The organism is Campylobacter concisus (assembly GCF_015229955.1).
Taxonomy (GTDB): domain Bacteria; phylum Campylobacterota; class Campylobacteria; order Campylobacterales; family Campylobacteraceae; genus Campylobacter_A; species Campylobacter_A concisus_AT.
The window spans coordinates 340,041-367,009 of sequence record NZ_JAAKYZ010000001.1; the positions used below are offsets into that span (position 1 = coordinate 340,041).

29 protein-coding genes and 1 pseudogene are annotated in these 26,969 nt (G+C 38.6%); 17 read left to right on the top strand and 13 right to left on the bottom strand.

Annotation, left to right across the window (positions count from 1 at the left end):
- Positions 1-470: 470 nt before the first annotated feature.
- A complete protein-coding gene (locus G6W45_RS09750) occupies positions 471-1,124 on the top strand; it encodes a metallophosphoesterase (RefSeq protein ID WP_275944598.1) in 654 nt (217 codons plus the stop codon).
- A gap of 1 nt (position 1,125) precedes the next feature.
- The gene (locus tag G6W45_RS01765; protein ID WP_194167324.1) at positions 1,126-1,920 is read left to right on the top strand and encodes a phosphatidylserine decarboxylase; all 795 of its coding nucleotides are present in this window, start codon (positions 1,126-1,128) and stop codon (positions 1,918-1,920) included.
- A gap of 438 nt (positions 1,921-2,358) precedes the next feature.
- Here G6W45_RS01765 and ychF read toward each other — a convergent pair whose 3' ends face one another.
- Genes ychF through rpiB form a run of 6 tightly spaced genes read right to left on the bottom strand, consistent with a single transcriptional unit; the run spans position 2,359 to position 6,842 of the window.
- Positions 2,359-3,462 (bottom strand): redox-regulated ATPase YchF, encoded by a 1,104-nt coding sequence (gene ychF, locus G6W45_RS01770; protein ID WP_194167325.1) that lies wholly within the window; start codon positions 3,460-3,462, stop codon positions 2,359-2,361.
- The gene (locus tag G6W45_RS01775; RefSeq protein ID WP_194167326.1) at positions 3,462-4,913 is read right to left on the bottom strand and encodes a leucyl aminopeptidase; all 1,452 of its coding nucleotides are present in this window, start codon (positions 4,911-4,913) and stop codon (positions 3,462-3,464) included. The genes ychF and G6W45_RS01775 overlap by 1 nt, the downstream gene beginning before the upstream one ends.
- A complete protein-coding gene (locus G6W45_RS01780) occupies positions 4,894-5,499 on the bottom strand; it encodes a DedA family protein (RefSeq protein WP_021083652.1) in 606 nt (201 codons plus the stop codon). The genes G6W45_RS01775 and G6W45_RS01780 overlap by 20 nt, the downstream gene beginning before the upstream one ends.
- A gap of 1 nt (position 5,500) precedes the next feature.
- Positions 5,501-6,049 (bottom strand): adenine phosphoribosyltransferase, encoded by a 549-nt coding sequence (apt, locus tag G6W45_RS01785; RefSeq protein ID WP_103571278.1) that lies wholly within the window; start codon positions 6,047-6,049, stop codon positions 5,501-5,503.
- 20 nt (positions 6,050-6,069) lie between these two features.
- Positions 6,070-6,402 (bottom strand): hypothetical protein, encoded by a 333-nt coding sequence (locus G6W45_RS01790; RefSeq protein WP_002939538.1) that lies wholly within the window; start codon positions 6,400-6,402, stop codon positions 6,070-6,072.
- Positions 6,399-6,842: a ribose 5-phosphate isomerase B gene (gene rpiB / locus G6W45_RS01795; RefSeq protein ID WP_021086444.1), complete on the bottom strand. Its 444-nt coding sequence runs from the start codon at positions 6,840-6,842 to the stop codon at positions 6,399-6,401. The genes G6W45_RS01790 and rpiB overlap by 4 nt, the downstream gene beginning before the upstream one ends.
- Positions 6,843-6,952: 110 nt before the next feature.
- On the opposite strand from rpiB, the gene G6W45_RS01800 reads away from it, so the two are divergent.
- The gene (locus tag G6W45_RS01800) at positions 6,953-8,338 is read left to right on the top strand and encodes a DUF4139 domain-containing protein (RefSeq protein WP_194167327.1); all 1,386 of its coding nucleotides are present in this window, start codon (positions 6,953-6,955) and stop codon (positions 8,336-8,338) included.
- 18 nt (positions 8,339-8,356) lie between these two features.
- On the opposite strand, the gene G6W45_RS01805 is transcribed toward G6W45_RS01800, so the two are convergent.
- Genes G6W45_RS01805 through folD form a run of 3 tightly spaced genes read right to left on the bottom strand, consistent with a single transcriptional unit; the run spans position 8,357 to position 10,771 of the window.
- Positions 8,357-9,016: a site-2 protease family protein gene (locus G6W45_RS01805; protein ID WP_194167328.1), complete on the bottom strand. Its 660-nt coding sequence runs from the start codon at positions 9,014-9,016 to the stop codon at positions 8,357-8,359.
- Entirely contained in the window at positions 9,003-9,908 is a 906-nt protein-coding gene (gene lepB / locus G6W45_RS01810) for a signal peptidase I (RefSeq protein ID WP_194167329.1), read from the bottom strand. The genes G6W45_RS01805 and lepB overlap by 14 nt, the downstream gene beginning before the upstream one ends.
- Before the next feature lie 2 nt (positions 9,909-9,910).
- On the bottom strand, positions 9,911-10,771 hold the full coding sequence (gene folD, locus G6W45_RS01815; protein WP_194167330.1) for a bifunctional methylenetetrahydrofolate dehydrogenase/methenyltetrahydrofolate cyclohydrolase FolD: 861 nt from the start codon (positions 10,769-10,771) through the stop codon (positions 9,911-9,913).
- 83 nt (positions 10,772-10,854) lie between these two features.
- Here folD and G6W45_RS01820 point away from each other — a divergent pair.
- The 9 genes and pseudogenes from G6W45_RS01820 to G6W45_RS01860 form a co-directional block, all read left to right on the top strand.
- Positions 10,855-11,190: pseudogene (locus G6W45_RS01820) on the top strand (c-type cytochrome); the annotation flags it as partial.
- 263 nt (positions 11,191-11,453) lie between these two features.
- The gene (gene hemL, locus G6W45_RS01825; RefSeq protein WP_194167331.1) at positions 11,454-12,737 is read left to right on the top strand and encodes a glutamate-1-semialdehyde 2,1-aminomutase; all 1,284 of its coding nucleotides are present in this window, start codon (positions 11,454-11,456) and stop codon (positions 12,735-12,737) included.
- Positions 12,737-13,018: an AtpZ/AtpI family protein gene (locus G6W45_RS01830; RefSeq protein ID WP_194167332.1), complete on the top strand. Its 282-nt coding sequence runs from the start codon at positions 12,737-12,739 to the stop codon at positions 13,016-13,018. The genes hemL and G6W45_RS01830 overlap by 1 nt, the downstream gene beginning before the upstream one ends.
- Positions 12,966-13,526 (top strand): hypothetical protein, encoded by a 561-nt coding sequence (locus tag G6W45_RS01835; protein WP_242039026.1) that lies wholly within the window; start codon positions 12,966-12,968, stop codon positions 13,524-13,526. Before G6W45_RS01830 ends, G6W45_RS01835 begins: the two co-directional genes overlap by 53 nt.
- Positions 13,516-14,760, top strand: a complete 1,245-nt coding sequence (locus G6W45_RS01840) for an MFS transporter (protein ID WP_107811827.1) — start codon at positions 13,516-13,518, stop codon at positions 14,758-14,760. The genes G6W45_RS01835 and G6W45_RS01840 overlap by 11 nt, the downstream gene beginning before the upstream one ends.
- 21 nt (positions 14,761-14,781) lie before the next feature.
- Positions 14,782-16,413, top strand: a complete 1,632-nt coding sequence (locus G6W45_RS01845; protein WP_194167333.1) for a flagellar hook-length control protein FliK — start codon at positions 14,782-14,784, stop codon at positions 16,411-16,413.
- The gene (locus tag G6W45_RS01850) at positions 16,413-16,673 is read left to right on the top strand and encodes a FlhB-like flagellar biosynthesis protein (protein ID WP_021090972.1); all 261 of its coding nucleotides are present in this window, start codon (positions 16,413-16,415) and stop codon (positions 16,671-16,673) included. Before G6W45_RS01845 ends, G6W45_RS01850 begins: the two co-directional genes overlap by 1 nt.
- Before the next feature lie 111 nt (positions 16,674-16,784).
- Positions 16,785-17,354 carry a CheB methylesterase domain-containing protein gene (locus G6W45_RS01855; RefSeq protein ID WP_021090732.1) on the top strand — a complete coding sequence of 190 codons (570 nt, stop codon included), beginning with the start codon at positions 16,785-16,787 and terminating at the stop codon, positions 17,352-17,354.
- Complete coding sequence (locus tag G6W45_RS01860; protein WP_021090925.1) at positions 17,341-18,165, top strand: CheR family methyltransferase; 825 nt, start codon at positions 17,341-17,343, stop codon at positions 18,163-18,165. The genes G6W45_RS01855 and G6W45_RS01860 overlap by 14 nt, the downstream gene beginning before the upstream one ends.
- 49 nt (positions 18,166-18,214) lie before the next feature.
- Here the strand turns inward: G6W45_RS01860 and G6W45_RS01865 are convergent, their stop codons facing one another.
- Genes G6W45_RS01865 through G6W45_RS01875 form a run of 3 tightly spaced genes read right to left on the bottom strand, consistent with a single transcriptional unit; the run spans position 18,215 to position 21,092 of the window.
- Complete coding sequence (locus G6W45_RS01865; protein ID WP_194167334.1) at positions 18,215-19,411, bottom strand: MFS transporter; 1,197 nt, start codon at positions 19,409-19,411, stop codon at positions 18,215-18,217.
- A gap of 1 nt (position 19,412) precedes the next feature.
- Complete coding sequence (locus G6W45_RS01870; protein WP_194167335.1) at positions 19,413-20,615, bottom strand: copper resistance protein NlpE; 1,203 nt, start codon at positions 20,613-20,615, stop codon at positions 19,413-19,415.
- Between the two features lie 48 nt (positions 20,616-20,663).
- Positions 20,664-21,092: a copper resistance protein NlpE gene (locus G6W45_RS01875; RefSeq protein ID WP_194167336.1), complete on the bottom strand. Its 429-nt coding sequence runs from the start codon at positions 21,090-21,092 to the stop codon at positions 20,664-20,666.
- Positions 21,093-21,172: 80 nt separating this feature from the next.
- Here G6W45_RS01875 and G6W45_RS01880 point away from each other — a divergent pair, with 80 nt between their 5' ends.
- Together G6W45_RS01880 and G6W45_RS01885 are read left to right on the top strand one after the other, a co-directional pair.
- Positions 21,173-22,087 (top strand): SPFH domain-containing protein, encoded by a 915-nt coding sequence (locus G6W45_RS01880; protein ID WP_054196349.1) that lies wholly within the window; start codon positions 21,173-21,175, stop codon positions 22,085-22,087.
- Complete coding sequence (locus G6W45_RS01885) at positions 22,084-22,476, top strand: NfeD family protein (RefSeq protein ID WP_021090625.1); 393 nt, start codon at positions 22,084-22,086, stop codon at positions 22,474-22,476. Before G6W45_RS01880 ends, G6W45_RS01885 begins: the two co-directional genes overlap by 4 nt.
- 21 nt (positions 22,477-22,497) lie before the next feature.
- Here G6W45_RS01885 and G6W45_RS01890 read toward each other — a convergent pair whose 3' ends face one another.
- On the bottom strand, positions 22,498-22,710 hold the full coding sequence (locus G6W45_RS01890) for a hypothetical protein (RefSeq protein ID WP_087576785.1): 213 nt from the start codon (positions 22,708-22,710) through the stop codon (positions 22,498-22,500).
- 132 nt (positions 22,711-22,842) lie between these two features.
- On the opposite strand from G6W45_RS01890, the gene G6W45_RS01895 reads away from it, so the two are divergent.
- The 3 genes from G6W45_RS01895 to recG are packed head-to-tail and all read left to right on the top strand — an operon-like array spanning position 22,843 to position 26,926.
- Positions 22,843-23,889, top strand: coding sequence for a dehypoxanthine futalosine cyclase (locus G6W45_RS01895; RefSeq protein WP_194167337.1), 1,047 nt, complete (start codon positions 22,843-22,845; stop codon positions 23,887-23,889).
- Positions 23,890-25,119: a M16 family metallopeptidase gene (locus G6W45_RS01900; RefSeq protein WP_194167338.1), complete on the top strand. Its 1,230-nt coding sequence runs from the start codon at positions 23,890-23,892 to the stop codon at positions 25,117-25,119.
- The gene (gene recG / locus G6W45_RS01905) at positions 25,109-26,926 is read left to right on the top strand and encodes an ATP-dependent DNA helicase RecG (protein WP_194167339.1); all 1,818 of its coding nucleotides are present in this window, start codon (positions 25,109-25,111) and stop codon (positions 26,924-26,926) included. The genes G6W45_RS01900 and recG overlap by 11 nt, the downstream gene beginning before the upstream one ends.
- Positions 26,927-26,969: the final 43 nt, after the last annotated feature.

Genomic DNA, 26,969 nt, shown 5'->3' on the forward strand with positions numbered 1-26,969 from the left:
AAGGAGAATTTTTGGGGCTTTTGAGAATTATTATTGGAGCATTCGTATTTAGTTTTCTTATAAATTTTTATTCGTATAATCGTTTCATAAAAAAGGTCTCATTTTTTATACCATATCTTGCAAAAATCAGGATACTTTTATATGTTATTTGTATCCTTGAGTTTATATTTGTTCTTCAGATCAGGTTTTCCTTCCTAAGCATTGAGCTTTATTTGATCACTGGTACACTCATAGGTTTTTCACTATTTTTATTTGCTGTTAGTCTATTTTACGATATATTACGTAGCATTTTTTCTAAAAGTAGTTTTAGTCCAACAAGACGAAAATGTATAAAATTTTGTTTCGACATTACATTTGTCATTTTTGTAATTGCTTGTTTTTTAAAAGGTATTTTCAATGCTTTAACTCTACCAAAGATCAGACAAGTAGATATAAAAATAAAAAATTTACAAAGCAACCTAAAAATAGCCATGATAACTGACGTACATATAGGAGAATTTCTACAGAAAGATTTTATGAAAAAACTCGTCAATGACATAAATTTGGCAAATCCTGACATCGTAGTGATAGTGGGCGACTTGGTTGATGTAAATGCTGCTTTTATAGGAGATTTTTTGGAACCATTAAAGAGTCTTAAAAGTACCTATGGAACTTTCTATGTCCCTGGCAATCATGAGTATTATCACGGGATAGATGGCATTTTAGAAAAGATCAGTTCTCTTGGCATAGAAATTTTAGGTAATAAAAACAAAAAAATTGCGAGTATAAATCTAGCTGGCGTTTACGATTTGGCTGGCATTAGGTTTAAACATTTAGAGCCAAATTTGGATGAAGCATTGACAGGACGTGATCCATCGCTACCTACTATCTTGCTCTCTCATCAGCCAAAATTTATAAAATCAATGCAGCAAGACGTTGATCTGGTGCTTTGCGGTCATACACACGCTGGTCAAATTTTTCCTTTTGGCCTTTTGGTTTTACTTGACCAGGGATTTTTACATGGCCTTTATAAGATTAATGATAAAATGCAAGCTTATGTTAGTAGTGGTGCTGGATTTTGGGGGCCTCCTGTTAGAATTTTTGCTCCAAGTGAGATTGTAATATTAAACTTAAGTAAGGAATAAAATGAATAAAGACAATCTATTTTCTCAAATTTTTGGAAAGGTTGCAAGGATTAGCTTTTTTAAACCACTTCAAGAGGCCATAAATTCTTTTTACATAAAGCTGTTTAAGATAGATATGAGCGAGTTTAAACCAGCAAATGAATATAAAAATTTAAATGAGCTTTTTACTAGAAGGCTCATAAAACCAAGAGATTTTGATGCAGCAGATGAGATGTTTATAAGCCCAGTTGATGGTACTTGTCTTAGTTTTGGCAGCACAAAGGAACTAAAGGCCTTTAGCATAAAAGGCATGGAGTATAGTGTAAGTGAGCTATTGGGGCAGAGCAAGCTTGAGGGCGAATATGACTTTGCAAATATCTATCTTAGCCCAAAAGATTATCATCATTATCATGCGCCTTGTGATATTGCCATTAAAAAAGCCATATACATTCCGGGTAAACTTTACAGCGTGGCTGCAAAATGGCTTGCAAAAGTAGACAGCCTTTATACAAAGAACGAACGCGTAGCGCTATCTTGTGAGACGAAAAATGGTAAAAAACTTTGGCTTGTTTTTGTAGGTGCGCTAAATGTCGGAAAGATGAAATTTTGTTTTGATGAGCGTATACAGACAAATGCGATGGCAAATTTTACACAAATTTACGAGTATGAAAATTTACATATCAAAAAGGGCGAGCGCCTTGGGAATTTCGAGCTTGGCTCAACTATCGTGATACTTAGCGAAAAAGATGCGATTGAATACAATCTCTTTGAAAATAAAGAGCTTAAATTTGCTGAGACCATCGGAATAATAAAATAAATACGCTAGGCGTATAAGTAAAATTTTTATACCTTACTTGGACGGTGTCTTATTTGCTTAGACTTTGGTTGTAAGTTTTATATAGTCTTTAAAAAAATATTATAGATTTAAAAGTTTGTAAAAGATGATGAATACATTATTTTATCTATCGAAATCTTTCTTGCTTTAATTGTGTTCTTCATTAAGCCATCAACCTCTGCAACTAAGAGCTATTATCTTTACTTATAAAACCCATATTGATATCACAGAGCTGATAGTATTTACATCATTGCTTGTATAGAGAAGCTTATGTATCAATAAAGATATTAATAAGACGATATAACTTAGTATATTTTTCAAAAGAATTTTTATCAACTATAATAAGGAAGTTTTAATTCACCTTATACAGCCCAAGGATTAAATATTTTTTTGACTATTTAGCCCAAAAGAGGGCTAAAATTAAACATTAAATCTAAAGTGCATAACATCGCCATCTTGTACGATATAGTCTTTGCCCTCAAGTCTCATCTTGCCAGCCTCTTTGGCTCCGTTTTCGCCGCCATGTGCGATGTAGTCATCATAGCTTATCACTTCAGCTCTGATAAAGCCCCTCTCAAAGTCGTTGTGGATGACGCTTGCTGCTTTTGGCGCTTTCCAGCCATTTGTGATCGTCCAAGCCCTTACTTCAACGACGCCAGCTGTGAAATAGCTTATCAAATTTAGCTTAGCAAAAGATGTTTTGATGATCTTTTCAAGTCCGCTCTCGCTCGTGCCAAGAGAGACTAAAAACTCGTGAGCCTCCTCGTCGCTTAGTCCGATTAGTTCCTCTTCTACTTTGGCGCAAAGCTTGATCACCTCGTGGTCTGAGGCTTTTGCATACTCTTTTAGCGCTTTTACAAATTTATTATCTTCGCTAAGCCCCTCTTCATCGACATTTGCACCATAAACTACCTCTTTGGCGCTTAAAAGTCTTAGCTCCCTATTTAGTGCTAAAAACGCCTCGCTATCTCTTTGCTCAAAGCTACTCGCACTTTTGCCCTCGTTTAGGTGAGCCAAAAGTAAATTTGCTATCTCAAGTGCCTCTTTTGCACCTTTTGCATTTGCCTTCGCCTCTCTTGTGAGCTTTTCTATCTTTTTGTTTAGTTGCTCAATATCAGCTAGTATCAGCTCGGTTTGGATGATCTCGATGTCTCTTACTGGATCGACGCTGCCCTCGACGTGAGTGATGTTCTCATCCTCAAAGCAGCGAACGATATGCAAAATAAGCTCGGTCTCTCTGATGTTTGATAAAAATTTATTGCCAAGCCCCTCGCCTGAGCTAGCCCCTTTTACAAGGCCTGCGATATCTACGAATTCGATGGTTGAGTATTGAATTTTATTAGGACTAACTATCTTTGCAAGCTCATTTAGGCGCTTATCAGGCACTGGCACGATGGCTTTGTTTGGCTCGATAGTGCAAAACGGATAGTTCGCACTCTCAGCGTTTTGCGCCTTTGTAAGCGCGTTAAATGTCGTTGATTTGCCCACATTTGGTAGGCCTACTATTCCAACTGAAAGTCCCATCAATTCTCCTTGCTAAGTGCTTGTAAAAAGTATAAATTCATCCTAACTCCTGCTCCACTCGCACCTGCTTGGTTATATCCCCAAGCCTTTTCGCGGTACGCTGGACCTGCGATATCAAGGTGTAGCCACTTATCTTTATACTCATCTTTGATAAATTTGGCCAAAAACATGCCAGCCGTGATCGCGCCGCCATATCTGCTTGAGGCGCAGTTGCTAACGTCTGCGATCTGGCTTTTGATAAGCTCGCTAAGATAAGGGTTAAAATCAAGTGTAGTCGCTAGCTCGCCGCTATCTTTTATCTTGTTTTTAAACTCGCTTTTTAGGCTCTCGCTGTTGCCCATGATGCCTGTTGTGTATTCGCCAAGTCCCACGACGCAAGCGCCAGTTAAGGTTGCCATGTCGATTAAGATATCTGGCTTAAAGTCCTGCGAGTAGCTTAGGCAGTCAGCCAAGACCAAACGTCCCTCTGCGTCGGTGTTTCTAACCTCTATGCTAATGCCGCTTCTAGACATTAGCACGTCATCAGGTTTGTAGGCGTTACCACCGATCATATTTTCGGTTGCGCCTAAAATAGCGTGGATTTCAAATGGTAAATTTAGCTCTGCTGCACCCTTTATGATGCCTAGAGCTGCTGCTGCACCGCTTTTGTCTGATTTCATAGTGAGCATATAATCAGCCGGCTTCAAGCTAAGTCCGCCGCTATCGTATGTTAGGCCTTTACCAACAAAGATGATGCGTTTTTTAGACTTTTTAGGCTTGTATGTTAGGTGGATGAGCCTTGGTTTATGCACGCTTGCGCGATTTACCGCCAAAAATGCGTTCATATTCTCTTTTGCTAGAAATTTCTCGTCATAGACCTCGCACTTTATGCTTACGATGTTTTTGGCTAAATTTTGCGCATCCTCGGCCATCTTTTGTGGTGTGTAAATTTCTGGGATTTCATTTACGATATCTTTTGTGAAATTTGTAGCATTTGCTATTATCTCTGCCTCTTTAAAGCCCTCGTTTGCTGCCTTTAGATCGACCTTTTTGCTAGAAAATTCTTCAGTAGAAAAGATGATCTCTTTAAGGGTGTATTTCTCTTTTTTCTCTTTATATTTATTAAATTCATAGCTCCCAAGCAAAAAGCCCTCAGCAAGTGCTTCAAAGCTTAGTTTTTGGCACTCCACTACGTAAGAAGCTAGCTTTATACTCTTAATGTTTAGTGACTTTAGAGCGTTGTAAGCTTTAGCGGCTGCAACTCTAAGCTCGTCAAGATCAAGCTTAGAAAGTGGCACGTAAGCCCTTTTTGCCTCGCTTAGGATGAGTACACTATCGCCTTTATAATTATTAAATTTAATAGCCTCTTTATCGCTTATAAATTTATGTTTTAAGTCCTTATCTACTACAAAAATTAGTTCAATATCAGCTTTTATATCTTTTAATTTCTTATCAACTATTTGAAACTGCATGTCTTCTGTCTCTCCTTTCGTTTAAAATTTTATTTTCGATGCGCTTAAATGTATAGATCAAAAGCCCCATAAATATGGCAACCACTGGGATAGCGACATACCAGTGCTCTTTTGCTTTTTGAAGCAGCACTAATATATGCTCTCCAAGTATCCAAGCAGGTATGGTGGTGATCGCCGCCCAGCACCAAGCGCTGATCAAATTTATAAAGGCATATTTTTTAGCATCATAGCCGGTAAGCCCTATGCAAAGCGGTATGATGACACGAAAGCCATACATATAGCGTTGCAAAAAGATGATCGGCCAGCCGTATTTTTTCAGCATTATGTGCGCCACTGCAAATTTTCTCCGCTGCGTGTGAAGTCTTTTTGCGATGTATTTTTTATTGTAACGGCCAAGGTAGAAGTAAATTTGATCTCCCACAAAGCCTCCAAGTCCAGCCACAAAGATAGCAAGCGCGATGTGCATGTGCGTGGTGTGAGCGAGAATTCCAGCCATTATTAAGGCCATCTCGCCCTCCATGATACACCAGACAAAAAGTATGATGTAGCCGTACTCTTTAAGCAGTTCTATAAAAAACTCTTCCATTCTAAACCTCTAAAACGCTGTAAATTTTAGTAAGCGACTTTAGTTTTTCGCTTCCTTTTAGATCGACTAGATCTATGAGAAAGCAAGCTTCAACGCAGGTTGCGTTAGTTTGATTGATAAGCTCGACTGAAGCCTTTGCAGTGCCTCCAGTGGCTATGAGATCGTCCATCAAAAGCACTCTTGCACCTGCTTTTTCTCCAAAAGCATCGATGTGAATTTGCACTTCATCGACGCCGTATTCTAGGCTATATTTTTGAGAAAGCGTAATAAAAGGCAGTTTTTTGGGCTTGCGAATAGGCACAAAAGGCAGTCTTAGCCTTGCTGCAAGCGCCGCGCCAAAGATGAAACCACGTGACTCGATGCCAGTGATGTAGTCAATCTTTGCGTCCTCATATCTAGCCACTAAATGATCTATCAAAAAGTTAAATGCCTCTTTGTTGTTTAGTAGCGTCGTGATGTCACGAAAGACTATGCCAGGCTTTGGAAAGTCGTTTATGCAGCGAATAGAGTTTAGTAAAAATTCTTTGCCTTTTTGATCTAAAATTTTCATAAATTTCCTTAAATTTGATGTTAAAGTAACGCTTCGATCTTGCCTTCAAGCTCACGAATGCGTTGTCTTAGCTTGTCGTTTTCTAAGCGGTACTGGGAGTTTCTTGTGCGAAGTGAGGTTACGTCGTTTTTAGTTTTGTTTAGCTCATCTGTCAAGATGTCGATGTTGCCTAGACTTCGTTGAAGTTGGATCTGAAATTTTCTTATGACGACCTCGGTATCTTGGAGGTTATTTTTCATAAAATCTTTTGTCGCACGCTCTTTTTTTAGAAGCGTTTTGAAGTAAAAAACCATGACGGTTAGGTAGATCGCAGCACAAACAAGAGCGGTAAAAACGATCCACTCGCCTATCATTTGCCTGCCTCAAGCTCTATTTTTTTAACCCTTCTTTCGTGTCTGCCGCCTGCAAACTCAGTCTTTAAAAAGGCTTCAACCGCCGAGATAGCCACGCCTGCGCCAATAACCCTTGCACCAAAAGCGATGACATTTGCGTCGTTGTGCTCTCTTGCAAGTCTAGCGGTAAATTCGTCGTGGCAAAGGGCGCATCTTACGTTTTCGTGCCTGTTTGCAGCTATTGATATGCCTATGCCTGTACCACAAACTAGCACGCCGTAGCAGTTAGGCTCAAGCTTGCTCGCCAGCAAATGCGCATAATCAGGGTAATCAACGCTATTTTTATCGTTTGTGCCAAGATCAACTACTTCGTATCCAAGCCCTTTAATAGCCTCTTTAAGCTCGTTTTTTAGCTCAAAACCAGCGTGATCGCTAGCTAAGAAAACTTTGTCTATCTTCATGAAAAGTCCGTTAAATTTTTTGTTGATTATAGTCAAAGTTGCATTAAAATAAAATTTTGCTTGCATGTGAGAAAAGGCTATAATTTGTGAAATTCTTAAAAGGGAAAAATATGAAAAAGACACTCTTTTTAATGGTCTCAGCGCTAGCCTTTGCAAATGAAAATTTGATAGAGATCTACACGGATCAAACCATAATCACTCAAAAATTTAGTGACGCAAATAGCTCTTTTAGCGCCTTTGTGCCAGAGGGCGTACAGAGTGATAGTATCACTATAAATGGTGATTGTGACGTGAATGCTAATCTAGAAAAGATCAGTGAAGAAAATAGCCCAAGCTACATAAAATGGAAGCAAGAAGTTGCAAATTTAAGTAGCAAGCTTGAGGCACTAAAAGCAAGAGGTAGGTTTATAGAGCAAGCTTTAGTAGAAGAAAATAAAAGTAACGATGTGACAAAAAGAGCTGATGAGTTTTATAAATTTAGCCTAGATAATATCGAGAAAATTTCAGCTGCTAAAAGCGAGCTTGAAGCGCTTAAAGAAAATGAGCCAAAGAGTGAGATGGCTGGATTTTTGCAGATTGATATGAAATTTGCTTGTAGTCCAAAAGAGGCGATGCTTTCATATATGGATGACGAGGCCCCAAAGACGCTAAATGAAATTTATGCAGATACAAAAAACAAAAATATCTTGATAAAACAAGAAATTTTGCTTACCAACCCTTTTGCAAGTGATGTTAAAAATTTAAAACTAGCTATTTATCCGACCAGATATCAAAAGGCGCTTGCTCCAAGCAAGTTTTACTCTTGGTACGAGGAGAGCGAGGCGGAGGCTGATGGTTACGGCGCTTCAAAAAATATGCTAAAAACTGCGAAAGTCACTGCTGAGGTCGCTGATATGCGTGTGCAAAGAGATGAGAATGAGTTTGCCAAAATTTGGAAGATAGATGGGATAAATTTAGTAAAAGGCGAGAGCAAATATATAACTTATGATACGCAAAAAATGGATGCAAATTTTAGCGTTTTTGCTGATTTTTACGGCTCGCTAAAGGCATATAACGTAGCTAGCTTTAAGCTAAATGACGATCTAACTCCAGCTAAAACGCAGTTTTACGTTAATGGTGTGAGTGTTGGTAGTCCTAGCGAGTTTGAGATGAAAGCTAAAGATGAGCCAGTGCAGTTATTTTTAGGGCAAAACGAGCTAATCGAGCTTAAAAAAGAGCGCTTGAATAAATTTAAAAAGAGCTCGCTTCTTGGCAAGGAGCGCATAAGCGAAGAGGGCTATGAGATAAGTGTCAAAAATAACTCAAGCAAGAGCGTTGATGTCACCTTGGTGGAGCGCGTGCCAGTATCTGCTGATGAGGCGGTAAAGGTCGAGATAAAGGGCTTTGATAAAAAAGATATCAGCAAAGATGGCAAGGTGGAGCTTAAATTTAGCCTTGCGCCAAAAGAGGAATTTAAAAAAGAGTACTCTTATAAGATCAAAAAGCCAAAAATTTAGAGCAAATTTGCTCTAAATTTAGCCATTTATAAAGGCACTTGCGATATCTAAAACGTATCTTGTTGGATAAAAGATAGTATCTTTTAACGGCGAAACAAGGATGATAATAAGGATGACAAAGCCATATCTTGAGATGCCCTCAAGCTTTTCAGCCAGTGCGTGAAAGCCAAAATTTCTAAGTGCGTACTCGAGCGCGTGAAAGCCGTCAAGTGGCGGGATCGGATAGAGGTTGAAGCTGGCTAACATCAAATTTAAAAGCGCAAGCGTAAATAAAAACTGAAGTAAAATTTCAAAGGTTTCTATATTTAATAAAGCCTTTAACACAAAAAGCGATAAGACACCCAAGATGATGTTGTAACAGATGCCAGCTAGACTTACGTAGATAGCTGCCTTGTAGCCGCCATTTCGCACGACTGTGTAGGTATTTACAGGCACTGGTTTTGCCCAGCCAAACATCATACCAGTGCTTAGATAAAGTACTAGTGGCACGATGATAGTGCCAACTGGGTCAATATGTTTTATAGGATTTATGCTAAGTCTGCCAAGATTTTTTGCTGTGTTATCGCCAAATTTATAAGCGACATAGCCATGGGCGATCTCGTGACCGACGATGGCGATTATTAAAGAGATGACGATAGTGGCGACTTTAACTATGTCTATGTTATCAATGAAGCCCATCTACTTCGCCTTCTTTTAGAGCTTGTTTTGTAAAAAACTCATCGTTTTCTATCGTATCTACAAAGCGTCCGATACGCTCCCAGCGCACATTGTAGTTATTATCCCAGCTAAAATATATAAACCAAGGCTCTCCGACTATGTCCTTGTAAGCCACGCTTCCCCAAAAACGGCTATCATTTGAGTGATCGCGGTTGTCGCCTATCATGAAGTATTCGTCTTTTGGCACTTTTACATAAAATGCATTAAGGTTAAAATTTGGATTTTGCGGTAGTGAGCTAATGGACACTGGCTTCATAAAAACACTATCTTTGTTTGTATTTAGCATGAAAATCATCTGCTCAAATAAATTTACATTTTCATCGTAGTGGATGCCGCTAAATCTATATGGCTCTTTTATAAAAAGCTTGCCATCAAGCTCGGCTATATCGCTACATGAGTAGCCAAATTTGCTCTCTTTGCCGTTTAAATTTTCACGGCAGTTTGCCTTTATAAAATCATCTCCCTCTTTTGGACGCAAATACAAGGCTTTTTCGGTAAATACTATCTCATCTTCGCTAGTTGCAAAGCAGCGCTTTACAAAGTGAGTTTTCTCATCGTTTGGATAGCGAAATACGACTATGTCACCCCTTGCAGGACTGTCGCCTGTGATGAGGTGACCATTGTCATTTAGCTCAGGTAAAATTTTCACCTCAAGCCATGGAATTCTTGGTGTTGGTATACCATAAACAAATTTTTTGGCGAATAAAAAATCACCAACCAAAAGCGTGTTTTTCATCGAACCAGACGGGATCACAAAGGCTTGAGCTATGAAAAATATAACAAAAAGTACGATGATGACCGTGCCTGTCCAGCTTGAGCAAAAGTCATAAAATTTAGTAAAAAATTTTTTCATTATTACGCTCTTTTGTGGCTAGCTATCTTAGCTTGGGCTGCAAGGATTGTGTTATTTAAAAGCATCGCAATCGTCATCGGACCCACGCCTCCAGGAACTGGCGTGATGTATGAGCATTTTGGTGCGACCTCGTCAAAGTCCACATCGCCTACAAGTCTGCCATCATCAAGTCTATTTATGCCCACATCAACGACTACTGCGCCATCTTTTACCATGTCAGCCTTTAAGAAAAATGGCTTACCGATGGCTGCGACGATGAGGTCAGCATTTTTACAAATTTCTTTTAAATTTTTAGTCTTGCTGTGAGTGATCGTAACTGTTGCAGAAGCGTTTAGGAGTAAATTTGCCATAGGCTTGCCAACAATGTTGCTTCTACCGATCACCACCGCATTTAGTCCAGCCACATCAATGCCATACTCTTTTAAAATTTCCATAACTCCAAGCGGCGTACAAGGCACAAAGCCATCTAGTCCACTAACAAGTTTGCCGACATTTACAGCGTGAAAGCCATCTACGTCTTTTGCTGGATCGATCGTTGCTAAAACGGTATTTGTATCTATATGTTTTGGAAGTGGCAACTGCACCAAGATGCCGTGGATACTATCGTCTAAATTTAGCACATTTATAAGTGCTAGAAGCTCTGCTTGGGTTGTATTTTCGCTTAGACGGTGAGCTACGCTTTTTATGCCGTATTCGTTGCAGGCTTTTTCTTTGGCTCTAACGTATGTTTGAGATGCTTTATCTTCGCCTACTAAGATAACAGCTAGGGTTGGCTCTATGCCAAATTTTTTTAGTTCTTCAGCTCTTACTTTTACGCTTTCTTTGACCTTTAAAGATACGGCTTTGCCGTCTAAAATTTTCATATTGGATCCTTATTTAAAAGCTTTTTTAATCACAAGGGTGGTATCATACCTAAAATTAAATTAAAATTTTTAAAGAGAGGTTTATGCGGTCTGTTTTTTTGATTTTGCTTTTTTGCGTGGCGATTTTTGGTGCTGATTTTATCACAAAGACCGAATATGCCAAAATGCTCTACCTAAATCCACGTGGCATAGGATGCGATAAATGTCACGGCGCAAAGGGTGAGGGCAGTCTAATCTCCAAATACAAACACTTTGACAAAAAGGCAAACAAAACGGTTGACGATGAGCTTAGAGCGCCAAAGATAAATGATATAGAATTTGAAAGCTTTAAAGCCGCTTTAACTAAGCCAAAAGGCGTCATGCCAAGCTATTTTTTGACAGATGAAGAGACAACGATTCTTTATGAGTACATTACAAATAAGATAAATACTCCTTTAAAAGCAGCAAAAGCGCAAAATTTAAGTAGGCCAGTTTCCACTGATACGACGCAAAAACAGCCAGAGCAATCTGCCAAAGTCGCCCCTGCTACAAAACCAGCAGAGCCAGCTAAAACTACCACAGCTAAGCTAGCTGAGCCAGCAAAAGCTGCTACACCAGTGGTAAAAACACCGACTAAACCAGCTACAAACCCAAAAGATAATCAAAAGACAAATTTAAAAACACAAAATCAAAAGGATAAAAAATGACAAATAAAGAGGCATTTAGTGAAGCTAAAAAATATATCCCAGGCGGCGTAAATTCACCTGTTCGTGCATTTGGTAGTGTTGGTGGTGAGCCTGTAATGATCGATCACGCCAAGGGAGCTTATCTATACGACGTCGAGGGTAAAAAATACCTTGACTTCATCCAAAGCTGGGGTCCGCTCATATTTGGCCACTGCGACAAAGATATCGAAGAGGCGATCATCTCTGCTGTAAAACAAGGCTTATCTTACGGCGCTCCCTCTCCAAAAGAGACCGCTCTAGCAAAGCTAATATGTGATGAGTTTAAACAAATAGATAAAATTCGCTTCGTAAGCTCTGGCACAGAGGCCACTATGAGCGCGATAAGAGTGGCTAGAGGATATGCCAAAAAAGACGGACTTATAAAATTTGAAGGCTGCTACCACGGACACAGCGACGCACTTCTTATCAAAGCAGGAAGCGGTGCAACGACATACGGCAACGCTTCAAGCAGCGGCGTACCACAAGATGTTGTGAAAAACACCTATTTGGCAGTTTATAACGATATAGAAAGCGTAAAAGCCATTTTTGAAAATAATAAAGACAAAATCGGCGTCGTCATAATCGAGCCAATCGCAGGAAATATGGGGCTTGTGCCAGCTGATAAGAAATTTTTAGAGGAGCTTAGAGCGCTTTGCGATAAATTTGGCGCTGTGCTTATCCTTGATGAGGTTATGAGTGGCTTTAGAGCCTCACGCCTCGGCTCATATCCATTTCACGAAGTGGATGCTGATCTTATCACATTTGGCAAGGTTATAGGCGGAGGCATGAACGTCGCTGCATTTGGTGGCAAGGCTGAGATAATGGACTGCTTAAGCCCAGATGGAGCTGTCTATCAAGCAGGTACGCTAAGTGGCAACCCGGTGGCGATGAGTGCTGGCATAGCAGCTATTTCAAAGATAAATAGTGATCTAAATTTATACGCTAGACTCGAAAAACTTGCCACAAAACTGATGGCTGGCTTTAAAGAAGCTGCAAAAAGCGCTGGCATCACTATCCAAACTGAGGTTCGTGGCTCGATGTTTGGCTACTTTTTTACAGATCACGTGGTAAAAAACTACGATGATGCGCTAAAGAGCGACACAAAGCTCTTTGCTAAATTTCACCAAGCGATGCTTAAGCGTGGAATTTATCTAGCGCCAAGTCAGTTTGAGACTGGATTTGTCTGCGATGCGATGAGCGAAGCTGATATCGATCTAGCGGTAAGCGCAGCTAAAGAGGCGTTTTTGGAGATAAAAGCCTAATGGCAAAATTTAAGATAAAAGATATCGTAGCAGGTGCTGAGCAGCTAAGCCTTGGCGTTTCAATCGTTGTTGCGATCTTGCTTGGCACTGGACTAGGGTATTTTATAAAAAAGGCTACAAATTTCACGCCAGCTCTTTGGATGGGCTTTGCTATCGGCATCGCAGCTGCTATTTTAAACGTCTATAAAGCTTACAAAGCACAGATAAAAAGCCTAGATGAGCTAAAAGATGAAAGCAGATACAAAGGCTACACAAAAGACGATGATGACGAGGACGATTAGCAAGCTTTTTATTTGCTACTTTGCGCTTTGGCTAGCTCTTAGCGTGGTTGGTAAATTTATATCAAATCAATTTTTTATAAGCTCACAAATTTCATTTTTTGCCTCGCTTATCATCCTAACGGCTAGTTTTTTTGCCTATAAAAACCGCATAAATTCTCGGCTAGAAAATGCTAGAGATGAAATTTTAGCCAAGATAGAAGAAGAGGACGAAGAGGATGAAGAAATTTTGCCTGAGAGAGAGGCAAAAGAATTTAGCCTAAAAGAAGAAAAAGCAAGGCTAAAAAAGCAGAGATTTTCATTTAAAGATAAAAGTTTCGCAGCAGCCTTTATGCCTTACCGCTTAGTGGCTTATGCGATACTTTTTTTTGGATTTATTTTTTTAAAAAATGAAAATTTACTAAACGTGCCTGGCTTTTTGGTGGGGCTTGCTCCGATGCCTATTGGTGCATTTGTTTTTGGGCTTATGGAGAATAAATTTAATACCATAAAGGATACTGATGGCAAGTAGCTTTAGGATCATCCGCTCGATGGGACCGCTATTTTTGGGCATGAGTTTACTTTTTATCGGAAATGGCCTAGTCATCGCATCTTGCAGCGCACTTCTTAAACAAAACGGAGTGGGCGAGCTAGAGATTGGATTAATCAATACAGGCTTTTTTGTGGGTGCGTTAATTAGCACCATTACAGCTCACAGAGTCATCTCAACTACTGGCCACATCAGAGCATTTGCCATCTTTTCAGCCATTTTTGCAGTCTCAGCTATGCTTCATGCGGTAAATCAAAATTTAGTATTCTGGGCGATCTTGCGTGCATTTTTGGGATATTGCTACTACGCGCTTTTGATGGTTATAGAAAGCTGGCTAAATGCAAAAATTCCAAACAAAATAAGATCTCGTGTGATAGCCTTTTATGAAGGCGTTTTTTACACAAGTTTTGGACTTGGCATTTTGATCTTAGCGCTTGATCTTAAAACCTTTGAAATTTTCATCATAAGTGCAGCTTTTATCATGCTCTCAAGCATTCCATTAAATTTGATTCGTATAAATCAGCCTCAAATCCCAGAGCGTCAGCCTATAAACATCCCAAAAATTTTTGGTATCGTCCCGCTTGCTCTTGTTGGCGCGCTCATTGCAGGCTTAGCGATAAATGGCTTTTTTTCGATGGCAAGCCTTTTTGTTTTGCTTCAAGGATACGGCACAAAAGAGGCGTCATTTTTTATGACGGTTGCGATGATTGGAGGCTTTTTAGCTCAAGTTTTTATCGGTAGTTTCTCTGATAGATATGGCAGAAGGCCAGCTATTTTGCTTTGTAGCAGCGTGGCTTTAATAAGTGCGGTTTTGTTTTTGCTAAATGGCAAAAATTTAACGATTGAATATCTACTTTCATTCTTTTTTGGGGCTGGAATTTTTTGTACATATGGGCTTTCTTTAGCTAGAGCAAATGATGAGATCACAGATAAAACTAAAAGCGTGCAAGTCGCACGTGCTTTGTTATTTAGCTACTCTTTGGCTTCGCTTTTCTCACCGCTTCTTATGAGCTATGCGATGAAAATTTTTGGAGCATTTGGCTTTATCTATGTTTATTTGGTGCTTTTTGCTGGACTTATTTTATTTGCACTAACGCAAAAGACAATACCACAGCACATGAGAAAAGAGTATAACGACAGGCTCGTTGCAAGAACGGCTGGCATAGCTACTATTGAGCAAAATGGAAATTTTGCCGATAGAAAAAATAAAAAGTAAAAAATGGACGTAGGAAATTCTTTGAATATATCAAATACTTCGGTTCAAACTGGACAAAATACTACTCAAAATGTGCCAGTTCGTAAAAATGAAGGCTCGCTTTTTAAAAATCAGCCAAGTGTGCAAACGCCTAGTGAGCAGAGCATTTCAGAGACACTTGATAATGTTGGAAAACTCGTTGCAAGAGTACTTGATGATCTAAAAAGTGCTTCAAGTCTTAGCAAGGCTGAACAAATTTTATCTCAGGCAAAAGATACGAAAATCGCTCCAAATTTAGCCAGTGAGCTATCAGACCTTACAAAAAGCTTAGAAGCAGAAGCAACCCAAAATGAAAGCCCTGAGATAAAGAGCTTGGCTTTAAAGCTCAAAGAATTTCTAAAGCCAATAGCCGATCTAAAAGCTGGCTCGCTCAATGATCAGATCAAAAATTCAGGTGTCATGCTTGAAGCAAATTTAAAAGATGCACTTAGCCCAGAGAAGCTTCCAAACTCGGTTCAGAAGCTACTAAGCGATATAAAAAATCTCTCAAGTGGGAATTTACTAAATCAAATTTTAACCCTAAATGATGAAAAATTAGATAATCAAAACTCTTTTTCAAAGCTTGCTTCTATACTTGAAAAAGCGAGCAATGACGCAAAAAACATTCTTGATAACTCAAACATAAAAACCCTTTTAAAAGATGTTGATAAGCTTGATAGTGTGGTTAAATTTTTAGATAAAAATTTTTCAAAAGATCAAAATGGCGAGCTAGTAAAAAATCAAATAGGCAAAATGCAAAATTTCATCTCAAATTTAAGCGAGAAAGTCGCAAGCCTAGCAAATGAAAAGCTAAATCAAAATTTTGGTTTTAGCCAAAATCACAAAGAGCTAAAAACTATCCTTGATAGCATAAAAAACGATCTAAAAACGCTAAATAATATAGGCGATGAAGTAGGGCTTGTAAAAGCGTTTAATGAGATGAGCGATGTTTCAAAGGATGGCAGCTTGCAAGATAAGCTTCAAAGTGCGGCGAGACGTCTTGCTCATAGCCTAAGTCTTGCTGATGCTAAGGCAAGTTTGGCTAAAAATGAGCTAAGTGAGAGCAAGGCGCTTTTAAAGCAGTTAAATCTCGCTACAAATGATATAAATAACATTACGACTAAAAATAGTGGTGAAATTTCAAAGGTGCTAAGCCAAGATATAAAAAGTACGCTTTTAAATATCAGTGAAAAGAGTCAAAACTCACAAAGCGTAAATGCTGCAAATAAGATGATTTCACAGATTGAGATGCATCAAATGATATCAAGCCTTCAAGGCGGGATTCAAACCTATATGCCTTATATTTGGGACGGCGTTGAGGGTGGAAATATCGCATTTAAGCAAGGCAAAAAGGATAAATTTTACGCTCAGATCGATCTGAATTTTAAGAAATTTGGACAGATAAATGTGATGGTTGGACTTATTGATAAAAGATACATTGATCTCTCGGTAGCTACGCAAACAAATGAGTTTAAGGAGCTAATTCTTTCAAACTCTAGTGAATTAAAACAAGCAATATCAAAGCTTGGACTCATAGTTTCAAACTTTAATATCAAAACTTTGTCAAAAGTAAAGTTAAATGATAGATTTAAAAAATTTGGTGGCCTTGATGTGGGCTTTGATAAGAAAATTTAATGCAAGTAAATAAGAAAAAAGCAGTAGCTCTTGGCTACAACAGATCTAAAGATAATGCTCCAAGAGTGCTGGCTAGTGGCGCTGGCGAGATAGCAAATAGAATAATTGATCTTGCAAAAGAGCATGATATACCGATCAAAGAGGATCCTGATCTTATTGAAATTTTAAGCAAGGTTGAAGTTGATCAAGAAATTCCACCAAATTTATATAAAGCTGTTGCTGAAATTTTTAGCTTTTTATATAAGATCACAAAGAAATGATCTATAAATTTGCTTAAAAATTAGCAAGGCATATAAAGAGTGGCAAGGATATTGACGATATACAAAAAGTGGTGTAAGCTAAATATTAAATTAAAATTTTAAAGGCTATTTGTGGCACAAAAATTAATATTAATAGGGGCGTCTACTGGCGGGCCTGGGCATTTAAAAAAGTTATTAAAAAACGTAAAACTAAATGGAGCTATCATCGTGATAGCCCAGCACATGAATAAAATGTTTATAAACTCTTTTGCTATGCAAATCGGAAAAGAGTGTGGCTTGGATGTTGAAATTTTAAATGAGAGGAAAATTTTAAAAGAAAATACCGTATATGTTTGCGAGCAAAATGTAGTGGTATCACCAAATTTACCAATCAGTGCAAAACCAAATACAGAAGAAAAGACTATATATACGCCAAATGTTGATGTGTTGTTTAAATCTGGAGTAGGAATTTGTAAAAGCGCAAATGTCCTAGCTATCTTGCTAACTGGTATCGGAGATGATGGTGCATCTGGGCTTGATAAGCTTTATAAGGCTGGAGCAAAATGTATAGCTGAAAATGAAGAGAGCGCGATAGTTTATGGCATGCCAAAACGTGCAAAAGAGCTAAATCAAAGCTTAAAATCATTAAATCTAACTATGATAAAAAAAGAGCTGGAGGATTTTTTAAATGCTATTAACTAATGACGCAAAAGATACAAAAACAATGCAAACAAATACTTCACAAGATATGGATAGTTTTAATGAATTTATGAACGTTATCAAAACTCTTTGCGGAGTTGATCTGGAGCCAAAAAGAGATATTACGTTGCAACGAATTACCATTTTTATTAGAGATCGCCAGATAAAAAGCTTTAAAGATCTTGTTTCGATGATAAGATATAACTCAAGCTTACGACAAGACATTTTAAATCTAGTAACTGTAAATGAGACTTATTTTTATAGAGAGTTGCCTCAACTTAAAGATGTGATCTATTACGCAAAGGAGCTTGGAGGAGCTAGAATTTTGTGTGCTCCTTGCTCCACTGGAGATGAGTCATATTCTCTCGCAATGCTTGCTTATGAGATGGGATTTAAACAGCATGAAATTTCAATCGTAGGTATAGACATAAACTCAGAAGCCATAGCAAGCTGTCAAAATGGCATTTTTAGTGAGAGGAGCTTGCATAGGTTAAGCGATTTTCAAAAAGAGAGATTTTTTACAAAAGTCGATGATAAATTTAAGATAAAAAAAGAAATTTTACCAAGGTGTGAGTTTAAAATTTTAAATGTTTTTGATGATGCTATTTTTAATCTAGGAAAATTTGATATCGTGCTTTCAAGAAATATGATGATCTATTTTGATGATGATTTTAGATTAAAATGCGTTGAGAGGCTTCATAAATTGCTTAAGCCAGATGGTAGGCTTTACGCTGGGCACGCTGATCTTGTTCCTTACACTCCGGCTTATGAAAAACGCTTTTCAAATGGAACTACCTACTATCTAAAAAAATAAAAATTTGCCAAGTCGCCTTTTGAACTTAGGCGACTTAATTTAAAAACAATCACCTTATTTTGTAGCTTTTTAATACTATGTGATAGTAAAAAGCCCCTATAAAAAAGAGGCTTCCCATAAAACTCGCAATCATCTCAACGCTAAATCCAATATCATAAAGCAGACCAATGATAAATGAAATAAGAGCGCTAAAGCCAAGAAAAATCATATCGTTATATGCAATCACTCGGCCATAAAATTCTTTTTTGCAGTTTTGCTGAAGCATTGTATAGGTGTAGCTCCAAAGACTTGATGTGCAAAATCCAGCGAAGATAATGCCAATAAGCGATAGATAAAAATTCCAAAGCGATAAAGCCCAAATAATGATACCAAGGCCTTGACCGATATATACGAAAATAAGCGTATTTTTATTTATAAATTTACTAAGTATGGCTGGAGCAAACATAAGTGAAATGGATCTTGAAGTATTTAATAGTCCTATAACTAGCGATGTCGAGAGTAAATTTGCATATTTGTAATCAGCTAAAAGTGCTATCAATGCGTCATAAGCAGTAATGCCAACAAAGGCGTGCAAAAATATAAGGTGCACGATGAGTCTGTTTTCTTTTAAATAAACAAGGCCATTTTTTAGCATTTTTAGTGGTTTTTCTATAAATTCTGGCTTTAGACCTTGTAAATTTAAAAAATATAAAAATCCAAAGCTAAGAATGTATAGTATGCCATCAAGCAAAAAGGCGCTTTTAATACCAAAAAAGTGTATATAAACTCCCGCTAGCCCCATGCCAGCGGTGTATGAGACTGCCCAGATGATAGAGTGGATCTCATTTGCGAGTTTAAGATTTTCTTTGCTTAAAATTTTTGGCAGTACGCTCATCTCTACTTGAAAATACATTCCGCCAGTGCCATTTCTAACAAAAATAATAAGTAAAAGTAGCCATAAAAAATCAAGTGAGTCTATAAAAAGAAGCATGAAAACGCTTATCGTCTCAACTGCCATCATGATGACAAGCATTGGTTTTGGGCTAAATTTATCAACTAAAATTCCACTAAATGGAGCTATGACAACACCTGGGATAAATGCCATCGCTGCACTTAGCGTAATTGCCCAAACAGGAGCGTCAAGCTTGATAAGAAGGGTAAAAATACCTGTGTGCGAAAACCATACGCCAAAATAGCATATAAGCTGAATGATGCTTAAGAGGCGAAAATTTTTCTCTTCTTTTAAAAGTTTAAGATATTCTTTCAACTTATTGATTCCACATTAGCGTTATTTGCTCTATCTTTGTTTCATCTGGTATATCGTTTAGGCTTGTTATCTCTTTTGCAAGTGGATTTTTTAGTGTGATTAACATATCGTGGCTATCTATTTTTAGATAGATATTGTTTTTGTCACTACTAAATTTAGAGGTAACGAGAGAATTTTTTATGTCTTTGAAATTTGATTTAAGGCTGATATTTTCTGGAGTTTTAAACTCGTTTGAATAAATTTCAATGTTTGTAATAATGCCATTTAGCAAGGTGTATTCAAAAATTCTTTCGTTTTTGTTTGTTACGATGTAGCTGCTTTCTTTTTTTGTATTATCTCGTTTTATGTTTTTTGAGCCATAAATTTTTATCACATCTCTATTTGCTGATTCGTTTGTCAGCTCTGCAAAAAAGCCTTTACCAAAGAGATTTTTTTGATCTTTATCTTTTTTATATTGTCCGCTTATGTGAGCATTTTTACAAATTTTGTTATTTGCTACTAGAAAAATTGCATTATTTATCCTGTGTATGCTTAGAGCAATGCCTTTTTCATCTAAAAGGTAAAAAATTCCTTTGTCGTAAAGTAGCTCAGAGCTAAACTCGCAAAGTGGCGAGCCATTTTTTAACGATGAATAAAAACTTATTTTCGCACCATTTTTACTTGGCACGATTACTATATCTAAAAAGTTATCTTTGTTTTTAAATTTATAAAATTTAGCAAAAAAACTATCTTTGTAAGCTTTATTTACCGGTTCAAAATTATAAATTTGAGCTAGCACGCCAACTCGCTTATTTTTCTTGTCATCAAGCTGAAGAAGTGAGTTTTTATTTGGTGCGAAGTAGCTAAGATTGCCATTTTCATCTTTTAAAATGATAGCACTATCATCAACATCAAATGTGCCATTTTTTTCAACTAAGCTTACTTCTTTATCCATAGTAAGCATTGTTTTTGTGTAGGTTTTGTCTTTATTTAACGTGATGATAGTTTTTATACCTTCGCAGTTTGGGCAAGGCAAAATAGTGTGAAAACTACTATAAATTGAGTTTGGAAGTATTAGCTTTTCTGGCTTCTTTGGTGTATTTGCCTGAACTAACGGCTTGTCTTCTTTTACTGTATTTTGTGTGTTTTGATTTGGCTCTAAATTTTCATTTTTTGCGCAGCCAAGGATGAAAAATGAGATAAGTATGGCAAAAAGATATTTCATTTGCAACTCCTTAAAAATTGCGAAATTATATCATTTTGCCTTTAAAATTTATTTTACGCGTTTAAAGATGTATTTATCTTTTAGCTCGCCAGTGACCTCTTTTTGATCCATATCTAGCATTTTTAGGTTCTCGCCTTCTATTTTATAAAAGCTCTTTTCTTTATACTCATCAATCGTTGTTATCACACCATTTTCAATTGAGTATTTGCCTTTGCTAACGGCTTTGTAGTTGTCTTTTGACTTATAGTCCATTACACTTTCAAATGTGCCATCTTTTTTTAATGTTAAGCGTGAATCAACACCCATGCAACTAGCGCAAGGTAAAAATGCTTTATAAGTGCCCTCGATGCTGCTAATTGGAGCTTCGCAGCTACTTTTTACTTCACATTTGCCTTGTGGGACGTTTGTGTTTTGGCTAGATGATGCACAACCTGCCAAAAGTAGAGCCGCACTTAGTGCAAATATAAAATTTTTCATGCTAATCCTTTTTGAAAATAAAATTTAAAATGTATTATAATACTTAAGAAAATAACAAATTATAAATTAAAGGAGTAAAAATGCAAATCGAAGCATTTGGCGTTTTAGTCGTAGTTCTGGTTATCTTTGCGTTCTTGTTTTTAAAGGCTGGCATCAAGATCGTCTCACAAGCTGATAATCTACTCATCGAGCGACTTGGTAAATTCCACAAAGTGCTTGACGGTGGATTTCACATAATTATCCCATTTGTCGATCAAATAAGAGCGATAATCACCGTAAAAGAGCAGCTAGTAGATATTACAAAACAGCAAGTCATCACAAAAGATAACGTTAATATAAGCGTCGATGGTATCGTTTTTTTAAAGGTATTTGATGCAAAAATGGCGGTTTATAATGTAGATAACTATAAGCGCGCCATAGCAAATTTAGCCATGACAACGCTTCGTGGCGAGATCGGCGCGATGAATCTTGATGATACACTAAGCTCACGTGACCGCCTAAATGCCGCACTTCAAGTGGCTCTTGGCGACGCTGCTGGCAACTGGGGCGTAAAGATCATGCGTGTAGAAATTTCTGAAATTTCTGTCCCACTTGGCATCGAAGAGGCGATGAATATGCAGATGAAAGCCGAGCGTGAAAAACGTGCGATCGAGCTAAAAGCCTTGGCTGAAAAAGAGGCTTTAATTCGCAATGCCGAAGCACTAAAACAAGAAAAAGTGCTTCAAGCAGAGGCTATAGAGCGTATGGCTGATGCAAAAAAATACGAGCAAATAGCCATTGCAACGGCTCAAAAAGAGGCTATGGATATGATAAATGATAGTATGAGCAAAAACGCAAATGCGGCTGAATTTTTGCTCGCTCGCGATAGAGTCGGTGCATTTAGCGAGCTAGCTAAAAATAGCTCAAAAGATAAAATTTTAGTCCCTTATGAGGCAACTGAGCTTATTGGCTCCCTTAGTGTTTTGAAAAATTTCCTAGCTAAGGATAAGGCGTGATCAGCCCTTTTATAATGATAGCAATCGGTGTGGTTTTGTGTATCACCGAGTTTATCTTCTTTTCATTTTATTTGCTATTTTTTGGCATAGCTTTTATCGTAGTTGGAGCTATAAATTTTGGTTTTAGTTTTGCTTGGAGCTATCAAATTTTAATTACAGCAGCGATTGCGATCGTGCTCCTTGTGCTTTTAAAAGCGCCGTTAAAGAGTAAATTTATGTCCAGAAAAGAGAGCTTTAACGAGGAATTTTTAGACGAAGCCGGAGTTGGCGAGATCAGAGAAAATATGGTCTATTTCAAAGGTACACTTTGGAAATATGACGGAAATTTAGCTAACGGAGAGAAGGTGACGGTTCTTGGCACCAAAGGTGACAAGGTGATATTAAAATAAAAGTGCCATTTGGCACTTTTACTATTTTGCGTGAGCTGGGCAGCCTTGCATATCGCTGTGCATTGAGCCTTGCATCATGCAGCCTTGATGGTGGCAACCTTGTTTTTGCATATCGCTTTTTATCTCTTTGTGATGAGGACAACCGCAACCTTCGTGGCTTGCTGGCTTTGGCTCATTTTTAGCACAACCGACTAAAAATAGTCCGCAAATAACGGCAAATACTATCTTTTTCATAACTCGCTCCTTTAAAGAATTTTTAACATTTTAGCCTTTAAAAATTAATTTTTCATAACGCCTGATTTATCATATTTAAAAGCATTTTTAGCTAAACTCTCGCCCAAAAATAAGCAAAATAAAAGGTTAAATTTGAAAAGACTTAGTGTAAATGAGGCTATCGATCTTATAGAAAATGCACCGCTTCACGAGCTTGGCAAGATGGCGCTAGCTAGAAAAAAAGAGCTTCATCCAGATAACATAACGACCTTCATTGTAGATCGCAACATTAACTATACAAACGTCTGCTGGGTGGATTGTAAATTTTGCGCATTTTACCGCCACGCAAAAGAAGAAGACGCTTATGTGCTAAGTTTTGAGGAGATCGGCAAGAAGATCGAGGAGCTTATCGCCATTGGCGGTACGCAAATTTTATTTCAAGGTGGCGTTCATCCAAAGCTAAAGATCGAGTGGTACGAGGAGCTTGTCGCCTACATCAGTAAGCACTATCCAAGCATCACGATACATGGTTTTTCAGCCGTTGAGATCGACTACATCGCAAGAGTTTCAAAAATTTCTACAAAAGAGGTCTTAAAACGCCTGAATGAAAAGGGCTTATACTCGATGCCAGGGGCTGGAGCGGAGATTTTAAGCGACCGCGTTCGTGACATCATCGCCCCAAAAAAATGCGATACCTCAGACTGGCTTCGCATACACAAAGAGGCGCACGAGCTTGGTATGAAAACGACTGCTACGATGATGTTTGGCACGGTTGAGAGCACTCGTGAGATCGTCGAGCACTGGGAGCATATCAGAAATTTACAAGATGAAACGGCTGGATTTAGGGCATTTATACTTTGGAGTTTTCAAGGGCTAAACACAAAGCTCATGCAAGAATTCCCTGAGATCAAAAAGCAAAGCTCAAACGTCTATCTAAGACTTCTTGCGGTCTCAAGGCTCTTTTTGGATAACTTTAAAAATATCCAAAGTAGCTGGGTTACGCAGGGCAGCTACGTAGGGCAGCTTGCACTTCTTTTTGGTGCTAATGACCTTGGTAGTACGATGATGGAAGAAAACGTCGTAAAGGCAGCAGGTGCTAGCTTTAGGATGAATCAAGATCAGATGATTGAGCTTATAAAAGATGTCGGAGAAATTCCAGCTAAGCGCAACACAAACTATGATATTTTGGAGAAATTTTAGATGAAAATTTTAGATATCAATGTAAAAAATGTAAAAATCCCAGTCGTTTTTGAAAGCTCAAAAGCGATGCCAGTAGTGAGCCTCAGACTTGTTTTCAAAGCAGCTGGCAGCTCTCAAAATGGCAAGCTTGCAGGCCTTGCAAGACTAAGTGCAAATTTACTAAACGAGGGCGATATGAAGCTAGGCTCGGCTAAATTTGCCAAAGAGCTTGAAGTAAGGGCGATCAGCCTAAATGCAAGCTGCGGTTTTGAGACATTTTGCATCGATCTAAACTGCCTAAAAGAGCACTTTGCCTTTGCGTGTGGCAAGCTAAAAGAGCTACTGCTCGCTCCAAATTTGACAGAAGAAATTCTAAATAGGTGCAAAACCGTCACACTTGGCGAGATCGCAGCAAATGAAAATGACTTTGACTACTTAGCAAGGCAGGGACTTTTTGAGCTTTTGTATCCAAAAAGCGTGCTTGCTCAGCCTAGTATTGGTACTAAAAAGAGCATTAAAGCAATCACGCTTGAAGATGTGAGCAAATTTTTAAACGAGCATTTAGACCTTTCAAATTTGCTTTGCTTGCTAGGTGGCGATATCGATGAGAAGCAGACAAAAGAGCTAGCCGGCGTTTTAGAGATCCTAAAACCTGGCAAGGTGCGAAATCTAGAGCGCTTTAGCCCAAGTGACAAGTGCGAAAGCAGCGAGATCATCAGGCAAAGCGAGCAGGCATACATCTACTTTGGTGCGCCATTTAACGTGAAACCTGAAGAAAAATACAAGGCCGCAGTGGCGACATTTATCCTAGGTGAGGGTGGCTTTGGCTCGAGGCTTATGGAGGAGATCCGTGTGAAAAGAGGGCTTGCTTATAGCGCCTACGCTAGAAATTTGCTAAATCTCTCTTACAGCCAGCTCTACGGCTACATGCAGACAAAAAATGAGAAAAAAGATGAGGCTATCGCCGTTATAAAAGAGGAAATTTTAAAATTTAGTAAAAAAGGCGTTAGCAAGGCCGAGCTTGAGCAGGCGAAGAAATTTTTACTTGGTTCGTTGCCGCTTAGACTTGAGACGCTATTTAAGCGCCTTGACATCGCGCAAAGCGAGTTTTATGAGCATGGCGAGCTTGGGGCATTTTTAAAGGATCTAGATAAAATTTCAGCCCTTTCGCTAAGCGAGCTAAATAGCTTCATAAAAGCCCACGCAGAGATCAATCGGCTAAGTTTTTGCGTCCTAAAAAATGAAATTTGAAGCAAGTGACAGAGCAAAACTTCTAAAAATAGGCGTGCTTAGCCTACTTGACCTTGCTCTAGTGCTACCAAAGGGCTTTGAGGATACGACGATCGCTAAGAGCCCAAGAGAAGGGCAGGTCTGCATAAATGTAAAGATCACTTCGCTTGCCTCACGCCCTGGCATGCTAACAGCACTTGCCTTTTGCGAGCAGTGGCAAAGTAGCGTAAAGATCGTCATTTTTAACGCGAAGTCTTGGCACTACGGCGCTTTTAAGGTAGGCAAAGAGATGGCGATATATGGGCTTTGCTCCTACGCCTTTGGCTCGTGGCAGATAATAAATCCAAAAATCACCACAAAAGTAGGCCAGATCGTGCCTAAATTTAAGACTGAGCTAAAAGATGATGAGTTAAAAAAACTTATCTTAAAATATCTAAATTTCCAAAATTTACTGGCCGAGGGCTTAAATGAAAAAGAGGCTAAATTTTTAGCCAATCTGCAAAGGCTAGATGAGCAAAGTGTACAAATTTTATACCGCCTAAAAAATGATGGCGAGGGCGTGGAGATCTTAAAATTTGTAGAAATTTTTAACTACATAAAAAAGCTAAGTGCTAAAAAAACCTACTTTAAAAGCCCCAAGATCAAGCTTTTTGATATAAGCTCTTGGCTTAAGAGCTTGCCATTTACGCCGACAAACGACCAGATAAAAGCGATAAACGACATCAGAGACGACCTTAGTGCTGTGCAGGCAAAAAGGCGCGTCATAATGGGCGACGTGGGAAGTGGCAAGACGCTAGTGATCCTAGCAGCAGCACTCAGCGTCTATCCGCAAAGTGCCATTTTGATGGCGCCAACAAGCATCTTAAGCGAGCAAATTTATAACGAAGCAAAGAGGTTGCTACCTACTTTTATGAACGTGATGCTGGTGCGAAGCGGGGAGAAAAAGATAGACTTTAGCGGGGTAAATTTGATCGTTGGCACGCATGCGCTGCTCTTTCACGAGCTGCCAAATTCGCCGCTAGTTATGGTCGATGAGCAGCACCGCTTTGGCTCAAATCAGCGCAAAAAGATAGAAGAGCTTGCCTCAAACGAGTATGAGCGAGCAAATTTCGTGCAGTTTTCAGCTACGCCTATACCTAGGACGCTAAGTTTAATTCAGTCTGAGATCGTAAATTTTAGCTTTTTAAAGCAGATGCCATTTAAGAAAAATATAATGAGCCAAATTATAGGCGCTAGCGAGTTTGGCTTTTTGCTAACTCACATCAAAAAGCAGCTTGCGGGCGGCTTTCAAGTAGCCATCATCTATCCGCTAGTTGAGAGCAGCGAGAGCTCAAACTACCAAAGTCTAATCGAGGCACAGGGTTTTTGGCTAAAGAATTTCAAAAATGTTTTTGTAACGCACGGCAAGGACAAAGAGAAAGAAGAAATTTTAAGACGGTTTAGAGAAGAGGGCGAAATTTTGCTCTCAACAACCGTTGTTGAGGTTGGGATCTCGCTGCCAAGGCTAAATACGATAGTGATCGTGGGCGCTGAGCGGCTAGGGCTTGCCACGCTTCATCAGCTGCGAGGCAGAGTGGGGCGAAATGGTGGTGATGGATACTGCTTTTTATTTACCAAGCTAAAAGAGGCACCAGCTAGGCTAAAGGAATTTTGCGCGACAAATGACGGCTTTAAGGTGGCTGAGCTTGATCTGAAAAACCGCCAAAGCGGCGATATATTAAATGGCTTTTTCCAGCACGGGGCGACCTTTAACTTCTACGACTACGAGGATGATATCACACAGGCTGCAAAGACTAGAGTGGCGGCACTTGCTAAAAATAATGCCTAGTTGCTTTTAGCTTAATCTAAATTTTTGATTTTGTTGGCTTTAA

Coding starts and splice junctions, on each gene's coding strand:
- G6W45_RS09750 (WP_275944598.1), top strand. CDS start 471: ATGATAACTGACGTACATATAGGAGAATTTCTACAGAAAGATTTTATG.
- G6W45_RS01765 (WP_194167324.1), top strand. CDS start 1,126: ATGAATAAAGACAATCTATTTTCTCAAATTTTTGGAAAGGTTGCAAGG.
- ychF (WP_194167325.1), bottom strand. CDS start 3,462: ATGGGACTTTCAGTTGGAATAGTAGGCCTACCAAATGTGGGCAAATCA.
- G6W45_RS01775 (WP_194167326.1), bottom strand. CDS start 4,913: ATGCAGTTTCAAATAGTTGATAAGAAATTAAAAGATATAAAAGCTGAT.
- G6W45_RS01780 (WP_021083652.1), bottom strand. CDS start 5,499: ATGGAAGAGTTTTTTATAGAACTGCTTAAAGAGTACGGCTACATCATA.
- apt (WP_103571278.1), bottom strand. CDS start 6,049: ATGAAAATTTTAGATCAAAAAGGCAAAGAATTTTTACTAAACTCTATT.
- G6W45_RS01790 (WP_002939538.1), bottom strand. CDS start 6,402: ATGATAGGCGAGTGGATCGTTTTTACCGCTCTTGTTTGTGCTGCGATC.
- rpiB (WP_021086444.1), bottom strand. CDS start 6,842: ATGAAGATAGACAAAGTTTTCTTAGCTAGCGATCACGCTGGTTTTGAG.
- G6W45_RS01800 (WP_194167327.1), top strand. CDS start 6,953: ATGAAAAAGACACTCTTTTTAATGGTCTCAGCGCTAGCCTTTGCAAAT.
- G6W45_RS01805 (WP_194167328.1), bottom strand. CDS start 9,016: ATGGGCTTCATTGATAACATAGACATAGTTAAAGTCGCCACTATCGTC.
- lepB (WP_194167329.1), bottom strand. CDS start 9,908: ATGAAAAAATTTTTTACTAAATTTTATGACTTTTGCTCAAGCTGGACA.
- folD (WP_194167330.1), bottom strand. CDS start 10,771: ATGAAAATTTTAGACGGCAAAGCCGTATCTTTAAAGGTCAAAGAAAGC.
- hemL (WP_194167331.1), top strand. CDS start 11,454: ATGACAAATAAAGAGGCATTTAGTGAAGCTAAAAAATATATCCCAGGC.
- G6W45_RS01830 (WP_194167332.1), top strand. CDS start 12,737: ATGGCAAAATTTAAGATAAAAGATATCGTAGCAGGTGCTGAGCAGCTA.
- G6W45_RS01835 (WP_242039026.1), top strand. CDS start 12,966: ATGAAAGCAGATACAAAGGCTACACAAAAGACGATGATGACGAGGACG.
- G6W45_RS01840 (WP_107811827.1), top strand. CDS start 13,516: ATGGCAAGTAGCTTTAGGATCATCCGCTCGATGGGACCGCTATTTTTG.
- G6W45_RS01850 (WP_021090972.1), top strand. CDS start 16,413: ATGCAAGTAAATAAGAAAAAAGCAGTAGCTCTTGGCTACAACAGATCT.
- G6W45_RS01860 (WP_021090925.1), top strand. CDS start 17,341: ATGCTATTAACTAATGACGCAAAAGATACAAAAACAATGCAAACAAAT.
- G6W45_RS01870 (WP_194167335.1), bottom strand. CDS start 20,615: ATGAAATATCTTTTTGCCATACTTATCTCATTTTTCATCCTTGGCTGC.
- G6W45_RS01875 (WP_194167336.1), bottom strand. CDS start 21,092: ATGAAAAATTTTATATTTGCACTAAGTGCGGCTCTACTTTTGGCAGGT.
- G6W45_RS01880 (WP_054196349.1), top strand. CDS start 21,173: ATGCAAATCGAAGCATTTGGCGTTTTAGTCGTAGTTCTGGTTATCTTT.
- G6W45_RS01890 (WP_087576785.1), bottom strand. CDS start 22,710: ATGAAAAAGATAGTATTTGCCGTTATTTGCGGACTATTTTTAGTCGGT.
- G6W45_RS01900 (WP_194167338.1), top strand. CDS start 23,890: ATGAAAATTTTAGATATCAATGTAAAAAATGTAAAAATCCCAGTCGTT.
- recG (WP_194167339.1), top strand. CDS start 25,109: ATGAAATTTGAAGCAAGTGACAGAGCAAAACTTCTAAAAATAGGCGTG.